The sequence below is a fragment of the Reinekea forsetii genome (assembly GCF_002795845.1).
Lineage (GTDB): Bacteria > Pseudomonadota > Gammaproteobacteria > Pseudomonadales > Natronospirillaceae > Reinekea > Reinekea forsetii.
In genome coordinates, this window is sequence record NZ_CP011797.1 from 2651244 (window position 1) to 2669949 (window position 18706).

Sequence of the window (18706 nt, forward strand, 5' to 3'; positions counted from 1 at the left end):
CCAGCGCGGTCTCGGATCGAGACGACTGAGCGCCTTGGGCGGCCGTCTTGATCAACCTGTCGCCAGCTGATTTAACCATCGATATTGACGCATTCGGCGCACAAAGAGCGCCGACTTAAACACCTCCTCCAGGGAGATACCGACAAACGCACCCACCAGCCCGAGCTGCCCATAGACCCCCAGCAACCAGGCCAGCGGCGCACCACAGAGGATAAAGCTGAGCAAGGTAATGTGCATCACCGCGGCGGCATCTCCCCCGGCCCGCAACAGACCGGGTATTACCGCGTTGATCGCGGTAAAAAACAGCGAGCCGGCCAAAACCCAGGTGCAGAGATAGGCCAAGCGTTCGGTCTCTGGGGTGATGGCGTACAGCGCCAAGAGCGGCTTGGCAAAGACAATCAAGAGACTCGCCGGCACGGTCATCAGCGCCAAGCCAACCCACAGGGCAATCCATGCCGTCGCCTTGGCGCGCTTGAATTGGCCTGCACCGAGCAACTGCCCGATGCGCACCGCCGTCGCCGTCTGCAAACCGCCGATGGGCAACATAAAGAGCGTCTTTAAGGTTCGCACGATGGCATAGGCGGCATAGGCGATGGCGCCCAGACTGTTAATAAGTACCGTGTAGAACACCCGGGCGCCCTGCCAATAGAAACCATCGATGGTATTGGGGTAGCCGAGCCGAAAAATCGTTTTCAGCGTCGCCCCATAGCCCCGGAACAGACGCTTCAATGACAGGTCGAGACCGTTGTCCTGGCGCCGAGCCAGGCAAAACAGCACCATCGCCTGGCCTGTGGCCGCAATCAGCGTGGCCAGCGCCGCGCCGACCAGACCCAGTGGGCTAAAGACTGGTGCCCACAGACCCGGAAAGCCCAGACCGAAGATCAGCACATAGTTGAGAATAAAGTTGACCAGGTTAAAACTGACCGCCACCTTGACCGGCGTGCGCGTATCACCGAGAGCATTGAGGGCGCCAGTGAGCAGTTGAGATAACAACATTGCCGGTAAGGCAAAGGCGATTAGGTGCAGATAGGTGGCCGCCACCTGCGGCACCGAGGAGCGTAATGCCGGCGCCCTAAACAGATCTGTAGTCAAGAGCCCGACCAGGCTCTCGGCGAAAAACCAGACCAGCGCCCCGAGCAGCAGACCGGCAAGCAGCCCAATTTGCACCATGGCCATCGTACTGTCATTAATAGCGCTGGGGTTCTTCGCGCCACGCTGTTGGGCAATCAACACGCTGCCACCGATCGACAGCGCGGCCATCAAGAGAAACAAAAAACTCACCAACTGCTGGGCATTGCCCAAGGCCGCGATGGCGGTTTCGCCCAACTGACCGATCATCAGAGCATCGACAAACCCCATCAGGTTCATCAACACCCCTTGAATCATAATGGGCACCGCCAGACTGATAATGGGAGCAGCGAGGGCTCTGGGACAGACGCGCCGCACCTCAGTCGCGGGCCAAAAACTGCTCGATCGCAACATCCAGATGACGCACCGTCTGCGCCATGTTATCGAGTTGATGGCGAAACCATCCGGCGTGATCGAGGCACTCTTCTTCACTATTAGTCAGCTTAAAGAAGCGCACCGTATAAAAAGGCAGGGCCTCGGCAAAAAGCGGCAGCAAACGGATTTCCGCGTCCGGCAGGTCATGGTAAGTACGATAGCTGTCGATCATAAAGGCCAGCGCCCGGCTGGTTGCCGCTTGCAACTGTTCATCGGTGATCCGGTGCTCATTTGCACGCGGCGAAAAGCCGTGCAGCACCTCAAACCAATACCCCCAAACCATCGACCGGGTGGCCCAGAAAAAATCCACCAGCCGATAGTCCTCGCGGATAAAATCGAAATCGAGGATCGCCCGATAATCTTGCTGGTCGGCACTGAAGATCAGATTAAAACAATGCAGATCGCCGTGAATAAACACCTTTTTCAACACCGACAAGTCTCGCGTTGCCAAGCGGGCCTGCAAACTGTCGGCAAGTTCTAACAGCTCATCAACGATGCTGAGCATCTGCGGCACCGATTGCCGAGGGCTTGAATCCTGCGCTAGGGTCGGCTGCAACGCTTGCAACCATAGGCGAGCGTCCGGGATGGCCAAGGCTGCCGTGCGATTCGGCTCGAACGGCGGCTTGAAGTGTTCGGTGGCGCGATGAAAATCGGCCATGGCGTGCATGGTTTCATGCATCAGCTGCTCGCTGAGCGTATCGTGCCATTTAGGCACCCAGCCCTCGACGAACTCATTCATAATATAAAATTGGCCGTCGTATTCTAAAAACAAGTCACCCTTGAGCGTCGGAATAAGCTTCGGGCAAGGCACCTGATGGTCGTTGAGAAACTGAATCAGCCCGGCCTCATTGGCGACCAGTTCCCGGCTGTTGTTTTTAAAACAGTTTTTCACCACGAACTGCCCCTCGCGCGTGGTGATGGTGTAGACCTCGTTGGCTAGGCTGAAATAGTTTAGTACGACATTCTCAATCGGCCGCTTGCCAAAATGCTCCAACACGAACTGCAATCGCCGTTGTACCGGTTCACCCGCCATCTGTAACTGCTCTTTTACTAGAAGGAAAGAAACCATTCTTAAAAATGGCGACTCAGAGTACAAGTGGAATTACCGGTAAACCGATAAATTCCAACATCCGGGTGAAGCCAAAATGGCCCGGCAGCTCACATCGCCAGGTAGCGCCAACCAACCGAAAGCTGTTGAGGGCTGAGGGCTGAGGGCTGAGGGCTGTATCGTTACAAATACACCTGAACCCGCAAACCAGATTGCCAAAATGGTAGTGATACTATAGTGTGATACTAATATTGGTCTGCTTCGAGCGGGCACCAGTGTTCCCGCTTATTTCAAGCGAGATGCTGTCTAACCTTACCCTAGGGTAAATTGGAGCAATGAATGCTAAAAATCCCCCTATTAACCGCGTTGGCGTGCACTTTTGTGCTTAGCGCCTGCGAAACTCCTACAGATGACACGGCGGCGGCGGCGACAACCGACACGACAAGCACCGACACGACAACGACCGACGACGCTGCGCGATCACTTATTTCTGGCAGTGTGGCCTTGCCGTCACAGATGGCTTTAGTCTCTACCAGTGACGTAACCCGCAGTGCCACACGTGCTGGCACCAGCACCCGCGCCCTAATCTCGGACGCTGCTTTGGCCGCATTTGCAGACGATAGTGATTACAACACCGAGCGGCAAAATATTTTTGTTTATCTCGATGCGTCCGAACCAATTGATTTTATTGACAGCCTGCTGTGCTTTACCGGCCAGACTGAACCGCTCGCTATGAACGGTAAAGGCAATTACGTTGCCTGGTCAGATGCTGGCTGTTTTGAAGAACGATCTGGCGGCGGCCAGGAACAGGGTGCGGCAGAACCAGCGCCGTCCTATATTCCGGTAATTGTCCATTCCTCACAAGCCACCGATGACAGCCCATTGATCATCAACGGTTGGGTACCAAAGTTCCCCGAACAAGGGGGCGATTTTGCCGTTAAGATGTTGGGAGAGGTCACAGAGACACCAACTGAAGAGACTCCCTTTGGCATATTTAAGCTGGCCTTTGGCCTTCTGCCGACCATGGCGTCCCCAGAATCTGACAAATTCGGCATGGGTGAGGTTATTTCATCGCGCACCGAGGACAACAGTTCAAGCTTTACTCTGTACCAAGAACAGAGCGACGAAACTCAGGACGGATCGGGTAACTCTATCGCCGTGTCTTGCATCACCCAAGCATCGGTTAATTACAACCAAGAAACCGAGATCGGCCGCGCTCGGACCTCAAAACTCTGTGTCAACACAGCAAGTGATGAAGTAATACCAAGCATGAGTCGCGCCTTTGCCCTGGCGGCGAATGCCGACTATATACATATGCGCACCACCGACACCCTTGACGAACTCACGAATCCGACTGCGCAAACCGTAACGGTCAACCAGTGCTTAGATCGCAATAGCGTCGAAGACACAGCGTTTACCTATGGCCTCTATGACCTTGCTGACGGCAGCGAGGTTGTGCTCAATTCAGGCGTGCAACTGCACGTCGATGCGGATGGCAATGGCAGCGGCGATGATGCCAATGGTTATGAATCCTGGGGTCAGATGGGCTATGGCGGCAGCTGGCGCGAAGACGACCAACCGTGGACAAATGGTGAGAAAGTCCAAGAAGCTACCCGTGATGACTCAACGGGCAAAACCTATACTGTTAAAGTGGCACCTGGAAAGCTAATTAAAAACACCGTCGAAGAGATACCCTTAGAGACACTTGTTGGCGTAGAATTCCAAGCCCATTTGAACGAGAACAGCGGCCGATTTACCGGAGATACCGACTTTAACCAAGATTCGGATGAGGTCGACCAATACGAGGCTATATTGAAGCTCAATGCAGCCGAAGATGGCTTTGAGGTAACCGGCATCATCACCGACTGGGATGACGATGGCCCGGTGATCACTGACGTAGAAGGTACGCCTGTTGCGGTTACCTTAGCGACTAATGAGGTTGTATCTATGTGGTCCCGGCAGGTGGGTGGCCGTGTTACGTTCGCCCAAGGCGCAGTCAGTCTCAGCTCATTTGTTAGAACCTATGTCAACGGCAGCGAAACCGCATCGGGTGGTTTGTTTGCTGGTGGCTCTGACGTCACGCTCCACTGTGTCGAACAATGCCTAAAGGCCGGTGTCGCCGTTGGCGATATCGATACTGGGTCGAATTGGGGAGATGTATTTGAAAACGATGAACAGACTGCGGCAATTTATAGCTTTGCTCAGGCGGACCTGACCTTAGTCGACGCTGCCGACGATGCGATCGGTTTTGCGAGTACGGTGACCACATCAGATACAAACTCCAGCGACTACTGGAGCTGGGGTTTACAGACTGGTCCAATGGTAACCGGCTCGGCCATAACCGCGGATAACTTCTATGCTGGGCTGAATAACGGCAACATTACCACCTTCTATGTCTGGGAAACTGGCCTAAACCCTTGGCAGCAACAGACGGTACTCGTTGACGACGCCACCAGTGCCATTGTCACCTTTGACCGACCGCTTGGTATTAAATATACCCACAGCACCGCAAACGATCGCAATGACTCTGCGGCTAAAGACGGCGCGGTGTTCGTGCTCGAATACGGTGGCAAGGGCAATCTGTATGGCTTGCCTTGGGAACCTATTGGTAACAACTGGGCCCCAGTGATCAGTCTGGCAGATGGTGTGGTCGTCGCCGATCGTACAGGTGCGCAATATGTTTTCAAAGCCCTTGAGGTTGAGCAGAACATGACCGTAACTGATTTTTCAGCTGGCTTTTGTTCTGACTTACCCTTTGATGCGCCAAGCGAGCCAATTCCGACCGGCGTCGTGCAAGACGTGTTTGGGCTAGGCACCATGCCCGCTATTACGGATGTGGCACCATCGGTTATCGGTGGTGAGGTTCAGGGCGAATAAGGTTCCATAAGACTTTTCGCTTCACCCAACGCCAGCTCTCTTGAGCTGGCGTTTTTCGTTTAAGGCCTCATTTTCTGCACGCCCCATCACCGGATCAATCCCCATAAAACCCGCATAGACACTCACTGCTTTAACCGATTAAATAGACAGACCCAAACCCTGCGTGGACACTCGCCAATGGCTAGCATTTTTCATCTCGCCCTAAACATCACCGACCTTGCGGCCGCACGGCGCTTTTATGGCACCCTACTGGGTTGTGAAGAGGGCCGCAGTACCGAGACCTGGGTCGACTTTGACTTCTTCGGTCATCAGCTGTCACTGCATCTGGGCCAGCCCTTTAGTACTGCCCAGACCGGTGTGGTCGACGGCGCGCAAGTTCCTATGCCGCACTTTGGCGTGGTCCTGCTTATGCCGCAGTGGTCCGAACTGGCCCAACGTTTGACGGATTCCGGTCTGGCCTTTGAATTCGGCCCGAGCGTGCGCTTTCCCGGCCAGGCCGGTGAACAGGCAACCATGTTTTTTCGCGACCCGAGCGGTAACCCGTTGGAAATTAAGGGTATCGCCAGTCACCACGGAGTATTCGCCCAATGAACTCAGTTATTGCCCTGCTCGGCGACTTTGCCGAGACCGAACGCAACGAGTGGCTGAACCACTTGCGGGCGGCCATGCCAAACGAGCAAATACAGCCATTTGTAGAGCTCAACCCAACCCAAAAAAAATCGGTCGAGTTTGCCATCGTCGCCAACCCAGACCCCGCTCAGATAGCACAGTTGCCCAACCTGGTTTGGGCGCACAGCCTCTGGGCCGGGGTCGAAAAAATAATCGCCAACTTCGGCCAAGGTCCATTGCAAATCGTTCGACTCACCGATCCCAACTTGGCCAACCTGATGGCCGAAGCCTGTTTGGCCTGGACCCTCTATCTGCACCGCGCCATGCCGACCTATCGCCAACAGCAACAGACACAAACTTGGCAACAGCTGCCCTATATCGCTGCGCAAGATCGCACCATCGGCTTGCTCGGTCTGGGCAAGCTGGGCACGGCCGTCGCCCAACGTTTGCTTGCCAATGGTTTTCAGGTCGCCGGCTGGAGCCGAACACCCAAGCTATTGGCAGGCTGCGACTGTTATAACGGCGCCGCAGGTCTGGACCAGCTATTGGCGCGCAGCGATATAGTCATCGGCCTGTTACCCGCCACGCCCGATACGGCCGGGCTGCTCAACCGAGCGCGATTGGCCCGACTAAAACCGGGCGCCAGCCTGATCAACTTTGGCCGCGGCAGCCTGATCGAGCAAGACGCCCTACTCGAGGCCCTCGACAGCGCAAAGATTGGGCATGCGGTACTCGATGTCTTTGACCGGGAACCCTTACCGAAAGATCATGCCTATTGGCATCATCCCCAGGTGACGGTGTTGCCGCATATCTCGGCTCCGACGCAACCGCATAGCGCCAGCGCTATTGTGGCGCGCCATCTGGCCGAGTTCCGACAGAGTGGGCAGATACCAGAAACGGTAGACTTGGTTCGGGGCTACTGATCAATCACTCTTCCCCCTAACCGGGCGACAAGCGGAAAAGCGATAAACCAAAAGAGAAATTCAGCGAATGATCATAATCGGGCCGAGTGGCCCGACTTAAGGGGGTGTTCGGTTAATCGATCGGTTAATCGTCTGCCATGTTGACGACTACGCGGCCATGGGATTTACCGGCCAGCATGGCCAACAGATATTCTTCGACCTGCGCTAAACCAATCTCAGTGGTTAAATCCGGCAAGCAAGCGGGTTTAAAATCACCGGCCAGCGCCTGCCAGGCGCGCGTGCGCACGGCCATCGTACACTGCACCGAATCAATACCGATCAGGCGGACACCGCGCAAGATAAAGGGGAAGATAGAGGTGGTCAGATCGACCGCGCCGACCAAACCGCTGCAGGTTACCACACCATTGTATTGGCTCGACTGAATGGCATTGGCCAGCGTTGGCCCGGCCACGACATCGATAACGCCGGCCCATTGCTCAGCTTGCAGCGGTCGGTTGTTGGTCAACAGGCTCGCTCGGTCGATCACCTCAGTAGCACCCAAGCTCATAAGAAAGGGCGTTTCTGTTAACTTGCCGGTCGAGGCGGTCACGCTGAAGCCTAGCTTGGCCAAGATCGCGACCGCCAGACTGCCCACACCACCGGTCGCACCGGTAACCAAAACCGGACCCTGGGCCGGTTGTACGCCGTTGTCGAGCAGGGCGTTAACCATCAGCGCGGCGGTTAAACCGGCGGTGCCGAAACTCATGGCTTCGAAGGCCGTCAGCGTCTTGGGCAGGGCCAATACCCAGGCGCTGGGTACGCGGATATATTGGCCCAGGCCGCCGGCGGTGCCCATACCGAGGTCATAGCTGGTCGCGATCACTGCATCGCCAACCTGAAATGAGTCGCTGCTGCTCTGTACTACGATGCCGGCCGCGTCAATGCCCGGGGTGTGGGGGAAATTACGGGTAACCCCTGGGTTACCAGTGGCCGAAAGCGCATCTTTAAAGTTTAATGACGAATAGTCGACCCGGATCAATACCTCACCCGCGGGTAAATCGGCCACGGTACGGCGCTGAATGGAGCGTTGGAATTGCTTTGGCTCAGTCTGTTCAACAACTAGGGCTTGAAATTCGGTGTTCGGCATCTGGTTACTCCGCTTAGAATACAATGGATGGTGACCCTCGATTCTGGCCTGTTACGATCGCATGGCACAGTACTTTTTCAAACAGGGTTGTCAATTTGATCAAAAAAAACGCTCCATCCGTGCTGATCGGCCCTGAATTGGGGGTATACTGAACCATTATGACCGGTACAAATATCCCGGTCGCCCCCAATTAATGAGCGTTTTACACCAAAAGGCCGCTACCGATGACCCTTGATGAGCTACTCGAACAAGAAAATACGCTGGTTTTCCCACACTTCAATAGCAACGATGCCTGGCAGCTCGGGGTATTGCTGCGTGAATTGGCCTTGGCCGCCGATATCAGTATCAGCATTGATATTAGCCTGTTCGACCAACTCTTGTTCGCCCATGCCATGACCGGAACCACGTTGGAAAATGCCCACTGGATTCGACGCAAGAAAACCGTCGTGAAACGCTTTGCGCACAGTTCTTATTACATGGGCGAACTCTATCGGGTACAGGGCTCCAGTTTCGAGGCCGCAACCTTGCTCGATCCAAATGAATACGCTGCCCATGGCGGTTGTTTCCCGATCTTGATCGCCGGGACCGGCATGGTCGGTTCGGTCACCGTGTCCGGTTTGGCCCAGCTAGACGATCATATTTTGGTCACTCAGGCACTGGCTCTGTATGTGACCCAGCAGGTAAACCACTGAACCTAAGCAGACTGTGCTAAAGAATGTGTTCTGGATTTTAATGACATAACAAGGCGGATGTAATTATGGGTGCAGTGCTTTCATTTGTGCGACCGCCTCTGATTGTTGCTCTGGGCTTGCTGGCAATAGCCTGCAGCCCGAAGGTTACCATAGTGGAGTCGGTTAGTTCGCCGACCCAGTTAGCGCCGACCATGGCCGACCAGACCCTGTCCGACCTGGCCTTTGCCGCGACGGTGCAAGACACCATTAGCTTTAGCGATACCGATTCCAGTTCCTTTACTCTCATTGTGACCGCTCAAGGGGCGCACGGCAGTGTGACCATCACCGATGCGGATACCGGGGCCTTCGATTACGCCCTAACATCGGCCGATGCGCTCAGCGGAGACAGCTTTACCGTACAACTGAGCGACAGTACCTCAACCGTAAGCGCTTTGATCAGTCTCGCCTTTGCCGATGGTACGCCCCCCGTGGTGAGCTTTACCCCGCTCGATGCCGCGGCCAATGTGGCCATAGCCAGCGACCTGGTGTTAAGCAGCGATGATCCGTTGGACAGCGAAACGATCACCGTGCAAAACAGCGCCGGGGTGTGCAGCGGTAGCATTCAATTATCGGCCGACAACTTCTCCACTTGCCTAGCGCTGACCGGCCCGACGATTAGCGATTTGGCACGAACCGTAACGGTTGCCCCGACTCTAACCCTAGCTGAAAAAACCACTTACAAGGTGCGGGCGACCGATGCCCTAACCAACACCTTTGGCACCGCCATCGCCACCGTTGAACAGGGCTTTGCCACGCTAAACGCTTACCTGATAATCAATGAGGTGGGCTCTAGCTATTACTCTAATACCCTACGCTGGTTCGAACTCTACAACGCAACCGGGACCGCTATCGATCTGGCTGAGTACAGTTTTCGCAGTATTTCATATCCGGCTTTACTGTCATCGGGGACCCACTTCGCGCTACCCAGTCAGAATCTATTACCAGGACATTATGTCGTTGTGCGCAGTCAACATGCCACTGGGACCTATGCGGACAACAACCAAGTGGTCTATATCAAGAATGGCTCCGAGTTCCCTTATTGGACGGCCGATGGTTATATCGAACTGATCCACGTTGGCAGCGGCGCCACCATTGACTACGTCGAGTTCGGGCAGAATTATGGCCCGACCGATGCCACCGCCTGGAGCGGAGACAAGGCGACGCTGATCTCAAGCACCAGCTCCTTCGGTCAATCGATCGGTCGTGATGCCAACCACAACGATAGCAATAGCGCGGCCGACTGGACGGCCTTCAATCCTGGCACATTCGGCTCAGTGAACGATGTTGAATGTGCCACCGATGCCGATTTCGATATGATCCCAGATTGCAATGAGGCGGCCGGCAAAACCTTCGCCGGCATGCCGCTGTATGACTGGGGTGCTCGGCCAGGGGTCACCGATATCTTTATTGAAATTGACTATATGAACTCCATCGATGAGGGCGTTACACCGCGCAAGGAGGCGCTCGACAGCGTTGTCGCGGCTTTTGCGCCCCATAATATCGCCATCCACTTCGATGTTGGCGATCTATACGATCAAGACAGTGGCAATTTGGACCCGCTCGATTTCGATCTGGGCGGCGGTCAACAGGTGCCCCTGGCCAATGGCATCTCTTTTTCACCCGTCGATGGCCGGGCCGATTTCTATGACTACAAGGCCGCCTACTTTAATAACGCTCGCCTGCAATTTTTTCACTATCTAATCTTTGCCAATTCGCAAAATTTTGACGGCTCATTGGGCTCCTCCGGCCTGGCCGAACTGGAGGGCAATGACATTATTGTCACCCTAGGGAACTGGGGACTGAGTGCGGCCGGTGATCTAAACAAACTGATCAACTACCAGGCCACCACGCTCATGCACGAGCTCGGCCATAATCTAGGCCTCGGTCACGGTGGCAACGAGTCGACTAACTTCAAGCCCAACTACCTCAGCGTGATGAACTACACCTACCAGTTGCGCGGTCTACCGACCATTGGCAGCAACGAAGGCGACCGCATGCATGCCGAGGTGGCCGATGCCTGTGCCACGACCCTCATCAATGGACCAACTGACAGCTATACCAGCTTTGTCTTGGATTTCTCCGACAACAGCTCCATCGCCCTCGATGAAACCAACCTGAATGAAACTCTAGGTTTTGGCCGCACCGGGTCCGGGGCCGTCGATTTCAATTGCGCCAATGGCGCCACAGAAACCGCCTTGAGTGCCGATATTAACAAGGACGCTAGTACCACCACTCTGACCGACCACGACGATTGGGCTAATTTGGTGACCGATTTTGGCGGTCTGAGCACCCTATCGAACCAGGGTGTACAACTAACAGCGCCGGTCGACACGCCCTTTATTGTTTGGCCGGTTCGGGTCCAATATGATCGGTCGCCCTATATAGTTGAAACCTTACAGAGGCCAGAATGATGCATAGAATACTGCTCCCAGCCGTGGCACTGGGCTGCGCGAGCCTGTTCACCGCTTGTCAGGCGTTGCCGCAGCTGACCGAACCGGTGGCAATCTTCTATACGCCCGAAATGACCCAAGGCGTGGTTGCCGACAGTGACGAACTGCGGCTGAAAAACATCCGTTTGTCGCCCTGGCTCTCGGCCATACCCGACTGCCTAGACTGCCGGGTGACCAGTCGGGTAGATGACCGGCCCAGTGGTCCGTCGCACCAGGTCAGCCTGTCCCAGGCTGAGAAAATCTACTGGGCCTTTGTCAATGGCAAGACCACGCCTTACCAGACCGACATTGGACGGTTCAGCTTTGTCGATCAACAACTCTATGTGCAAACCGATCCTGCCCAGGCCGCGGTCAAGCTAACCGATAGCCTCATAGTAGCGGACTGCCACTATCAACTGCTCTGGCAGGCGCAGCCCCGCGCCAGCGCCATGGCAGCGAACATCAGCGACGAGCGACCGTTCGTGCACTTCCAAGTGCTCTATCGCTGCAACTAGCCCGCCTCCGTTGGCTCGAGCTTAATCTGCCATGACATGGCCAGCCCTACCAAGGTGCTCGCCGTATAGGCTAAACTTCCTAACAGTCTCGATACCCTATTCGATATTCATATTCACCAGCTAGGAACCACCATGAGCGAACATCCCATTATAGCGGCCAATAAACCGATCAAACTGGCTCTGACTGAAGGTCAGACCTATCATCTGTGTGCCTGTGGTCGTTCCAAGAACCAACCCCATTGTGATGGCTCCCATGCCGGTACCGGCTTTAAGCCCAAGGCCTTAACCGCCGAACGCAGCGAAGATGCTTACTTGTGTGCCTGTAAGCACAGTCAAAACTTCCCCTTCTGCGACGGCACCCATAAGCAATTCAGCGCCGAACAGGTGGGCCAAGAAGGTCCCGGCATCGCGGTAAATGCCGCCAATGCCGCGCCGATCGCTATCCCGACCGTGGAAGAACCGACGGTCAGCTTTATTCACCAATTGGCGCGCGAAGGCTTATCGACGCTGGGTCATCACGGCCCAATGACCTCGATGGGCGTGCCCCGCCATACCCTGCCCCATTGGGATGATATCCAAATCATGGCGGCCCAGATGGCAACCAAACCCCTAATGGAGGCGGTGGCCGTCGGCACCGAATTGATTATTGGCCCGCAATGCCAGAAGCCCCTAGTGCTCAAGATGCCTCTGTTCGTCTCGGACATGAGTTTCGGTGCGCTATCGGAAGAAGCCAAGGTGGCCATGGCGACCGGCGCCGAACTGGCGGGCACGGGCATCTGTTCGGGTGAGGGTGGCATGCTGCCAGAGGAACAGGCCGCCAACAGCCGTTATTTTTATGAACTGGCGAGCGCCGGCTTTGGTTACCGGGAAGAATTGCTCAGCACGGTGCAGGCATTCCATTTCAAGGGCGGTCAGGGTGCTAAGACCGGCACAGGCGGGCATCTGCCGGGCAATAAAAATATCGGCAAGATATCCCAGGTACGCAATATACCTGAGGGTCAATCGGCTATCTCGCCACCGACCTTTAAAGACCTGGTCAGCGCCGACGACTTCAAGCGCTTTGCCGATCGCGTTCGAGAACTGACCGGCGGTATACCGATCGGCTTTAAACTCAGCGCAAACCATATCGAAGCCGATATCCAGTTTGCGCTCGATGCCAGTGCCGACTATATCATTCTCGACGGGCGCGGCGGCGGCACCGGTGCGGCACCAGAAATGTTCCGCGACCACATCAGTGTGCCGACCATTCCGGCCCTGGCTCGCGCCCGGCGGTATCTGGATGAGCAAGGCGCGAGCGGTCGAGTCACCCTGATCGCCACCGGAGGCTTACGCGTGCCGATCGACTTCGTCAAAGCCCTGGCCCTCGGTGCCGATGGCGTCGCTATTTCCAACAGCGCCATGCAGGCGATCGGCTGTGTCGCGGCGCGGATGTGTAACACCAACAACTGCCCAACCGGCATTGCCACACAACGCCCGGAGTTGCGCCAGCGCCTGAATATCGACAAGTCGGCGCGTCAGTTGCAGAACTTTTTCAACGCCTCGACCGAACTGATGTCGGTTATGGCGCGCGCCTGTGGCCATGACCATCTAAACCAATTCAACAAGCACGACCTAGCCACCTGGCACCGCGAGATGGCCCTGCTAACCGGAATTAAATATTCTGGCTTTAGCGATATAGGTTAGGCTGTCGAGATAAATCGGAGACCCCTATGAAGTGGAATGACCACCCGGCGCTTCGCGCCTTGCACCAAAACCTTACGCGCTATATGGCAGAGCATGCCGATGTCGCCGATTGGCAGATCAGAGCCCAATACAGTGAGGGTTGCCAGTCGCTGTTACTGGGTACAGCGGGCAATGCACTGAGCGTATATCAGGATCGTAACGTGGACGATTTGGCCCTGAGCTTGACGCTCTATTGCCCATCGCCCGATGGCACCCTGATGGGGTCGTCGTCCGGTTCGATCGACCCGCGCGCCAACCTAAACGAGCAACTGGCGTTGATTCACAGCAGTGCCCTGCTGGCCATGAATCCGTTCTACCCCCTAGCCGATAAACCAACGGGTGCCTACCCCAAGGTCGAATCGGCCGATGCCCGCTTGGTCAACCACCTGGGCCAGACCCATGCCGATCTGATCGCCCGTATTGCGGCGCATAGCTTGACGTTGCAGGCTGTACAGATCAATAGCGCCGAACTGTTCAGCAATGTCCACCACCAGCTCTTGCAGAGTTCGAACGGCATCGATGCGCGCAAGGTCAGCACCGATCTGTACTTCGAGGTGGCCATGGAACGGGCCCCAGGCCCCAACGATCAAGAGGTGCTGAAATACTGGCATTTTGTCGGCTTGGACGATGCCGATCTGGAAGCGAAACTCGATGCCGTAGCCATCGAGACGCTGATGACCGTAGCCGCTGAGTTACCGCCCAGTCGCGATCAGGCCACCATCTTGATCGACAGTTATGGCATCAGCAAGCTGGTCGCCGCCCTGGTCAATCAACTGGACGCCGCCAGCGAGTTCGCCAAGGGCCCGCATCTATTGCCGGGCGATTCGGTGCTCACCGGCACGCCCCAGGCGGGGACAGACCAACTGTCGGTGAGCGTCGACCCGAGCTTGGCGCAGATGGCCAAAAGCTCCCCCTTTACCGCCGAGGGTCTGATCGCCCAAAAGGCCGAGGTGATCGTCAACAATCAAGTGCTCACCCAGCTGATCGATGCCCGTATGGCCCATTACCTGGGTAAGGCCGTCAATGGCATTAGCGGCAATCTGGTGGTCAACAGCGGCAGTCTGAGCAAGGCCGAGCTACTCAGCAGCGCCAAGGAAGTGATTGAGATACTCGACTTTTCCTCACTCCTGGTCAACGCCGCCACTCTAACCTGGAGCAGCGAAATCAAGCTCGGTCGACTCTATCGCCAGGGCCAGTTTGTCGCCACACTCAAGGGCGGCATCGTGTCCGGTAATGTGCGCGCCAGCCTGGGCGGATTTAAGTTCAGTGCCCAACGGGTCAAACGTAATACGGTCGGTGGCTATTTTGAAGCGGCCAGCGGGTATGACGGCCCCGAACATATGTTGATTTGGACCGGCATTCAGATTGCCGGTCAGGCGGAGAATTCCTAATATGAGCCAGACCCCCTTAACTCGACCGCCATTGCCGGCCGCGCTGAGCGCGTTACAAAAAACCCTGCAACAGTGCGTGCAGGTACTGGAACAGGGTCGGGAAGCCGACTTCTATGCCTTTGCCTGGTATGAGGAGAAGTTCACCCAGGCCGTTGAGGCCAAACAAACCCTGACCACCAGCGTCACCCGTGACAGCGGTGTGGTACTCCGGCTGATGGCCAATGCGGTGCAGTATGAGGTGGCCACCAATGCCCTCGATGCCGACAACCTCCTCGCCAAGGCCACCGATCTGAGGCACAAGGTCGACGCATTGAACCCGTCCACTATCGCATCCGCCTATGCTCCCCTAACCTGGCAGCAAGAGCTGTTGACGCCCTTGCCCGATGACCTAATGGCCCAATTGCCGGCAGATCTCACGCCGACCACGGCGGTCCATTTTGCCCCGCTGTGCGGCCAGGATCCGGCCCAGGTTGAGCTAAAGCAGTTGATCGAGCGGGCCAAAGACTATCGCCAACAGGCGCTGACGTTGGCCGGCCAAGTCCAGGCCGAACAGAGTGACTACCAGCCCATCGCCGATGTCCGGCTGATGCTGCGGCTGCGCACCACCACCACCGTCTTTGTTGATCGCAGCAAAAGTCTGTCGCAAATATTGCCGGGTACCGTCTTGGCCGGGGCGGGCTTTACCGCCGCCGGTCAATCTGGCCGCATCGCGCTAGGCGGCTTGGGCACGCTGGAGCTGATCCAGTTCGGCGCGATCGAGCTCGATACCCTGGCGCGCACGCCCCAACAACTCTCGGTGGCCGAACGTCTGCGCCCCGGTCGCTACATGGTGATCACCGGCCCGGCGCTATCGGGCATTATTGCCCATGAAGCCTTTGGTCATACTCAGGAAGGTGATACCTGGATGAAGGGCCGCAGCATTGCACGCACCCTGCGCGCCAGCGGCACCCGCGTCGGCAACGATCAGGCCAGCATCGTCAACAACCCAGCCCTATTCAGCATGGAAGGCCAGGCGGCCGGCAGCAACGGCAGCTATTATTTTGATAACGAAGGTCAGCTGGCCCGCGCGCAGACCATTCTCGATCGGGGTCTGCTCTCGACCCCGATGACCGACCTGACCTCGGCGCTCAAGCTGGCGGTGCCGCGCACCGCCAATGGCAAACGGGAAAGCTGGCGTCGCCCCCTGATGACTCGACAGACCAACACCTACTTTACCCCGGGCGATAAGAGCCTGGACGAACTGATTGCCCTGGTGCCAGAGGGCTATTTGGCCGTTGCCCCCAACGGCGGCATGGAAGATCCAAAGGGTGGCAGCCTGACCGCCGGCACCGGTTATTTCGAAGAGATCCGCGCCGGAAAATTAACCGGCAAGTTGCTGATTGGCCCATCCGGTGGCCATATCGAACTGACCGATTCGGTGTTCGATATGCTCGACAACATTCAGGCCAAGACCGATGTTCAGCATCCGGGTCGCGTACCGCCGACCCAATTGGGCGGCTGCGGTAAATACCATAAGGAGTTGGTCGATGCCGGCGTCGGTGGGCCCTATATTCTGTGGCGCAGCGTCGCATGCGGCTAAGCGTGAACAACACGCAGTTCAACTTGGCGGCACTGGCCGACACGCTGCTCAACCCACAGCTGAGTTTTGACCAACGTTGTAGCGCACTCGATGACTTTGCCGCACATTGCGCCGCCGTTACCGGCATCACCCCGGACCGAACCTTCTCGGCCTGGGCTGAAGACAGTGTCTTGACCTCGGGGGTGGCCATTAATCCGGCCGCGGCCGCCTTTTGCATCAAGGACTACCAACGCACCTTACAATTTATCGCCGGCATCCAGGCCGCACTCTGCGCGCTGGACCAACGCTTGCCGGCGCGACCCATTCGAGTGCTCTATGCCGGCTGTGGACCCTTTGCTACTCTATTGCTGCCGCTCTTGAGCCAGTGGTCGGAAGGTCGACTGGACTGCCATCTGCTCGATATTCATGCCCAATCGTTGCACAGCGTGCAAGCGCTGGTGGCCGACTGCCAGCTCGAGGCGATTAACCTCAGCTATCACTGCGCCGATGCCTGCCATTGGTCAAGCGCAGAACGCTTCGATTTAGTTATTGCCGAAACGCTGCAAAAAGCGCTCGAACAGGAACCCCAATGGGCGGTGACCGCTAATTTGAGTCGCCTGCTTAAACCTCAGGGTATTTTTATTCCCGAACAAATTACGCTCAACCTATGGGCCGCACATTGGGACCAAGAACAACGCTATAGCCAACGGCAAGATCCCGCCGACTTACCGGCCTTGGTCGACGAATTTGAGCGACACTTTTTGCATTGTGCCGTGCAACTCAGGGCCGACACGGTGTCGTTGCAGCGGCCCATTGCCGATCCCCAAGCACTTGTCGCCCAGGTTGTAGATCTGGGCCAATTCAGCGTTGCCGATAGCATCCCCGCGCATCGATTCGACCTCATCGTGGCCACCACCCTACATATTTATGCGGATATTCATCTGCACGAGTATGATTGCGATCTAACGCGCAGCTATAAATTCTACGACTGGTCACCGCTCGCGCCGGGCCAAAGTTTTCGGGTCTACTACGAATTAGGGCCCTATCCGCGGGTGCGCATCGATCGGCTCGATCGAGGATAGGAATGCCCAGGATGGCGATAACCACCTCCAGCGGAGGGTCTTTTTGTGCGGGCCTATGCACCGATTGGGAAAGCGCACCCGGAGCTGTAAGTGACTATACGACTTAGCTGGAAAGACGAGCGGTGGTTAGATATTGGATCGCAACAGTATGTCGATGCGGATCTCTTCTTGTGACTCAACAGTCTGACGTCGGTCTACAATGCCTTTGAGGCGACGAATGGCGACCCGCACCAAATGGCCAGCGTCCTGGGCAATTACGCCGTCCAGTGACCTATCGCGAAGTGCCTGTTCAGTGAACGGCGTACGCTCATGTGCAATTTTAATGATTGCTGGGTCGATGCCCAATGCTGCGAGAATTGAAAGAGGCATACGGGCTTCAGAAGCCATCACATAAATGCCTATAATATCTGGATTGACCCTTAAATTGATTGCGATAATAGATCGTGCCCGTTCTTCATTGCCATAGGTCTCAAGCGAGGGAAGACCACGTAGGTTGGGGAAGTTTTCATTAATCTCTTTATCGAAACCCAAACGGCGTTCCATGCTATCGCGTGACTGCATACGCTCGGAAATCACCATAATGGAGCCTGTACGCCCACCAGAGCATTGACCAAGTAACAGCCCCGCTGTTGCCCCTGCAGCTTGGTTATCTATGCCAACCCAGTCGGCATCCATTTTGGTTTGGTTTGAGACAAACGGTAATACGGCCACGCCACGTTCTTGCAGGCGCATTATTGCATCGCGGACCTGTGGCGTTTCCGGTGACATAATTGCAACACCGGCGACATCTTTTTTCGCCAACGACGCAAGATAAGTCGCAATACTATGCGGATCATTTTCGTCGATGTATTGAACTTCGCACCACACATGATCGGCAGAATAAACAACCGCAGCCTCTTTTATTCGTTGAATAATTTGCTCGAGGAACTGGCCGCCCGATCGAGGCAAGGCAAAAATAAATCGATAGGTTTGTGACTTGGCTAAATTCGCAGCCTGGAGGTTGCGCACAAATCCCAAGGTCGCGATAGCATGATTGACCCGGTCGACCGTGTTTTGTTTTACCCCTTCGCGCCCATTCAAAACGCGGTCCACTGTGGCAAGGCTAACACCCGCGGCCTTTGCAAGATCTTTCGTGGTAGGTCTGGGCATGGCGTCAAGCAGCCTCATTGTGGCATTTCCTTAAAATTATCCC

14 protein-coding genes are annotated in these 18706 nt (G+C 56.1%); 10 read left to right on the forward strand and 4 right to left on the reverse strand.

Features of this window, described 5'->3' with window-relative positions:
* Positions 1–51: 51 nt before the first annotated feature.
* Entirely contained in the window at positions 52–1482 is a 1431-nt protein-coding gene (locus REIFOR_RS12160; RefSeq protein WP_227003679.1) for an MATE family efflux transporter, read from the reverse strand.
* Entirely contained in the window at positions 1448–2536 is a 1089-nt protein-coding gene (locus tag REIFOR_RS12165) for a phosphotransferase enzyme family protein (RefSeq protein ID WP_158524374.1), read from the reverse strand. Before REIFOR_RS12165 ends, REIFOR_RS12160 begins: the two co-directional genes overlap by 35 nt.
* 354 nt (positions 2537–2890) lie before the next feature.
* Between REIFOR_RS12165 and REIFOR_RS12170 the strand changes: the two genes are divergently transcribed.
* From REIFOR_RS12170 to REIFOR_RS12180, 3 genes are all read left to right on the forward strand, one after another.
* On the forward strand, positions 2891–5428 hold the full coding sequence (locus tag REIFOR_RS12170; protein ID WP_100257818.1) for a hypothetical protein: 2538 nt from the start codon (positions 2891–2893) through the stop codon (positions 5426–5428).
* A 177-nt stretch (positions 5429–5605) separates the two neighbouring features.
* Positions 5606–6019 (forward strand): VOC family protein, encoded by a 414-nt coding sequence (locus tag REIFOR_RS12175; protein ID WP_100257819.1) that lies wholly within the window; start codon positions 5606–5608, stop codon positions 6017–6019.
* Entirely contained in the window at positions 6016–6960 is a 945-nt protein-coding gene (locus REIFOR_RS12180; protein ID WP_100257820.1) for a 2-hydroxyacid dehydrogenase, read from the forward strand. The genes REIFOR_RS12175 and REIFOR_RS12180 overlap by 4 nt, the downstream gene beginning before the upstream one ends.
* Positions 6961–7084: 124 nt before the next feature.
* Here REIFOR_RS12180 and REIFOR_RS12185 read toward each other — a convergent pair whose 3' ends face one another.
* On the reverse strand, positions 7085–8086 hold the full coding sequence (locus REIFOR_RS12185) for a YhdH/YhfP family quinone oxidoreductase (RefSeq protein WP_100257821.1): 1002 nt from the start codon (positions 8084–8086) through the stop codon (positions 7085–7087).
* Positions 8087–8310: 224 nt separating this feature from the next.
* Between REIFOR_RS12185 and REIFOR_RS12190 the strand changes: the two genes are divergently transcribed.
* The 7 genes from REIFOR_RS12190 to REIFOR_RS12220 all read left to right on the forward strand — a co-directional run bounded on the left by REIFOR_RS12190 (position 8311) and on the right by REIFOR_RS12220 (position 17514).
* Complete coding sequence (locus REIFOR_RS12190; RefSeq protein WP_100257822.1) at positions 8311–8778, forward strand: heme-degrading domain-containing protein; 468 nt, start codon at positions 8311–8313, stop codon at positions 8776–8778.
* 65 nt (positions 8779–8843) lie between these two features.
* Entirely contained in the window at positions 8844–11228 is a 2385-nt protein-coding gene (locus REIFOR_RS12195; protein ID WP_100257823.1) for an Ig-like domain-containing protein, read from the forward strand.
* Positions 11225–11761 carry a hypothetical protein gene (locus REIFOR_RS12200; protein WP_145980293.1) on the forward strand — a complete coding sequence of 179 codons (537 nt, stop codon included), beginning with the start codon at positions 11225–11227 and terminating at the stop codon, positions 11759–11761. Before REIFOR_RS12195 ends, REIFOR_RS12200 begins: the two co-directional genes overlap by 4 nt.
* A 132-nt stretch (positions 11762–11893) precedes the next feature.
* Entirely contained in the window at positions 11894–13444 is a 1551-nt protein-coding gene (locus REIFOR_RS12205; RefSeq protein WP_100257825.1) for a glutamate synthase-related protein, read from the forward strand.
* Positions 13445–13470: 26 nt separating this feature from the next.
* Entirely contained in the window at positions 13471–14874 is a 1404-nt protein-coding gene (locus REIFOR_RS12210; RefSeq protein WP_100257826.1) for a metallopeptidase TldD-related protein, read from the forward strand.
* 1 nt (position 14875) lies between these two features.
* Positions 14876–16453 carry a TldD/PmbA family protein gene (locus REIFOR_RS12215; RefSeq protein WP_100257827.1) on the forward strand — a complete coding sequence of 526 codons (1578 nt, stop codon included), beginning with the start codon at positions 14876–14878 and terminating at the stop codon, positions 16451–16453.
* Positions 16454–16455: 2 nt separating this feature from the next.
* A complete protein-coding gene (locus REIFOR_RS12220; protein ID WP_158524375.1) occupies positions 16456–17514 on the forward strand; it encodes a class I SAM-dependent methyltransferase in 1059 nt (352 codons plus the stop codon).
* A gap of 126 nt (positions 17515–17640) precedes the next feature.
* On the opposite strand, the gene REIFOR_RS12225 is transcribed toward REIFOR_RS12220, so the two are convergent.
* Entirely contained in the window at positions 17641–18681 is a 1041-nt protein-coding gene (locus tag REIFOR_RS12225; protein ID WP_100257829.1) for a LacI family DNA-binding transcriptional regulator, read from the reverse strand.
* Between the last annotated feature and the right edge of the window lie 25 nt (positions 18682–18706).

What these genes read in the sequence shown, in the direction of transcription:
- REIFOR_RS12160 (WP_227003679.1), bottom strand. Translation starts at nt 1,482, where the DNA reads ATGTTGCGATCGAGCAGTTTTTGGCCCGCGACTGAGGTGCGGCGCGTC.
- REIFOR_RS12165 (WP_158524374.1), bottom strand. Translation starts at nt 2,536, where the DNA reads ATGGCGGGTGAACCGGTACAACGGCGATTGCAGTTCGTGTTGGAGCAT.
- REIFOR_RS12170 (WP_100257818.1), top strand. Translation starts at nt 2,891, where the DNA reads ATGCTAAAAATCCCCCTATTAACCGCGTTGGCGTGCACTTTTGTGCTT.
- REIFOR_RS12175 (WP_100257819.1), top strand. Translation starts at nt 5,606, where the DNA reads ATGGCTAGCATTTTTCATCTCGCCCTAAACATCACCGACCTTGCGGCC.
- REIFOR_RS12180 (WP_100257820.1), top strand. Translation starts at nt 6,016, where the DNA reads ATGAACTCAGTTATTGCCCTGCTCGGCGACTTTGCCGAGACCGAACGC.
- REIFOR_RS12185 (WP_100257821.1), bottom strand. Translation starts at nt 8,086, where the DNA reads ATGCCGAACACCGAATTTCAAGCCCTAGTTGTTGAACAGACTGAGCCA.
- REIFOR_RS12190 (WP_100257822.1), top strand. Translation starts at nt 8,311, where the DNA reads ATGACCCTTGATGAGCTACTCGAACAAGAAAATACGCTGGTTTTCCCA.
- REIFOR_RS12195 (WP_100257823.1), top strand. Translation starts at nt 8,844, where the DNA reads ATGGGTGCAGTGCTTTCATTTGTGCGACCGCCTCTGATTGTTGCTCTG.
- REIFOR_RS12200 (WP_145980293.1), top strand. Translation starts at nt 11,225, where the DNA reads ATGATGCATAGAATACTGCTCCCAGCCGTGGCACTGGGCTGCGCGAGC.
- REIFOR_RS12205 (WP_100257825.1), top strand. Translation starts at nt 11,894, where the DNA reads ATGAGCGAACATCCCATTATAGCGGCCAATAAACCGATCAAACTGGCT.
- REIFOR_RS12210 (WP_100257826.1), top strand. Translation starts at nt 13,471, where the DNA reads ATGAAGTGGAATGACCACCCGGCGCTTCGCGCCTTGCACCAAAACCTT.
- REIFOR_RS12215 (WP_100257827.1), top strand. Translation starts at nt 14,876, where the DNA reads ATGAGCCAGACCCCCTTAACTCGACCGCCATTGCCGGCCGCGCTGAGC.
- REIFOR_RS12225 (WP_100257829.1), bottom strand. Translation starts at nt 18,681, where the DNA reads ATGAGGCTGCTTGACGCCATGCCCAGACCTACCACGAAAGATCTTGCA.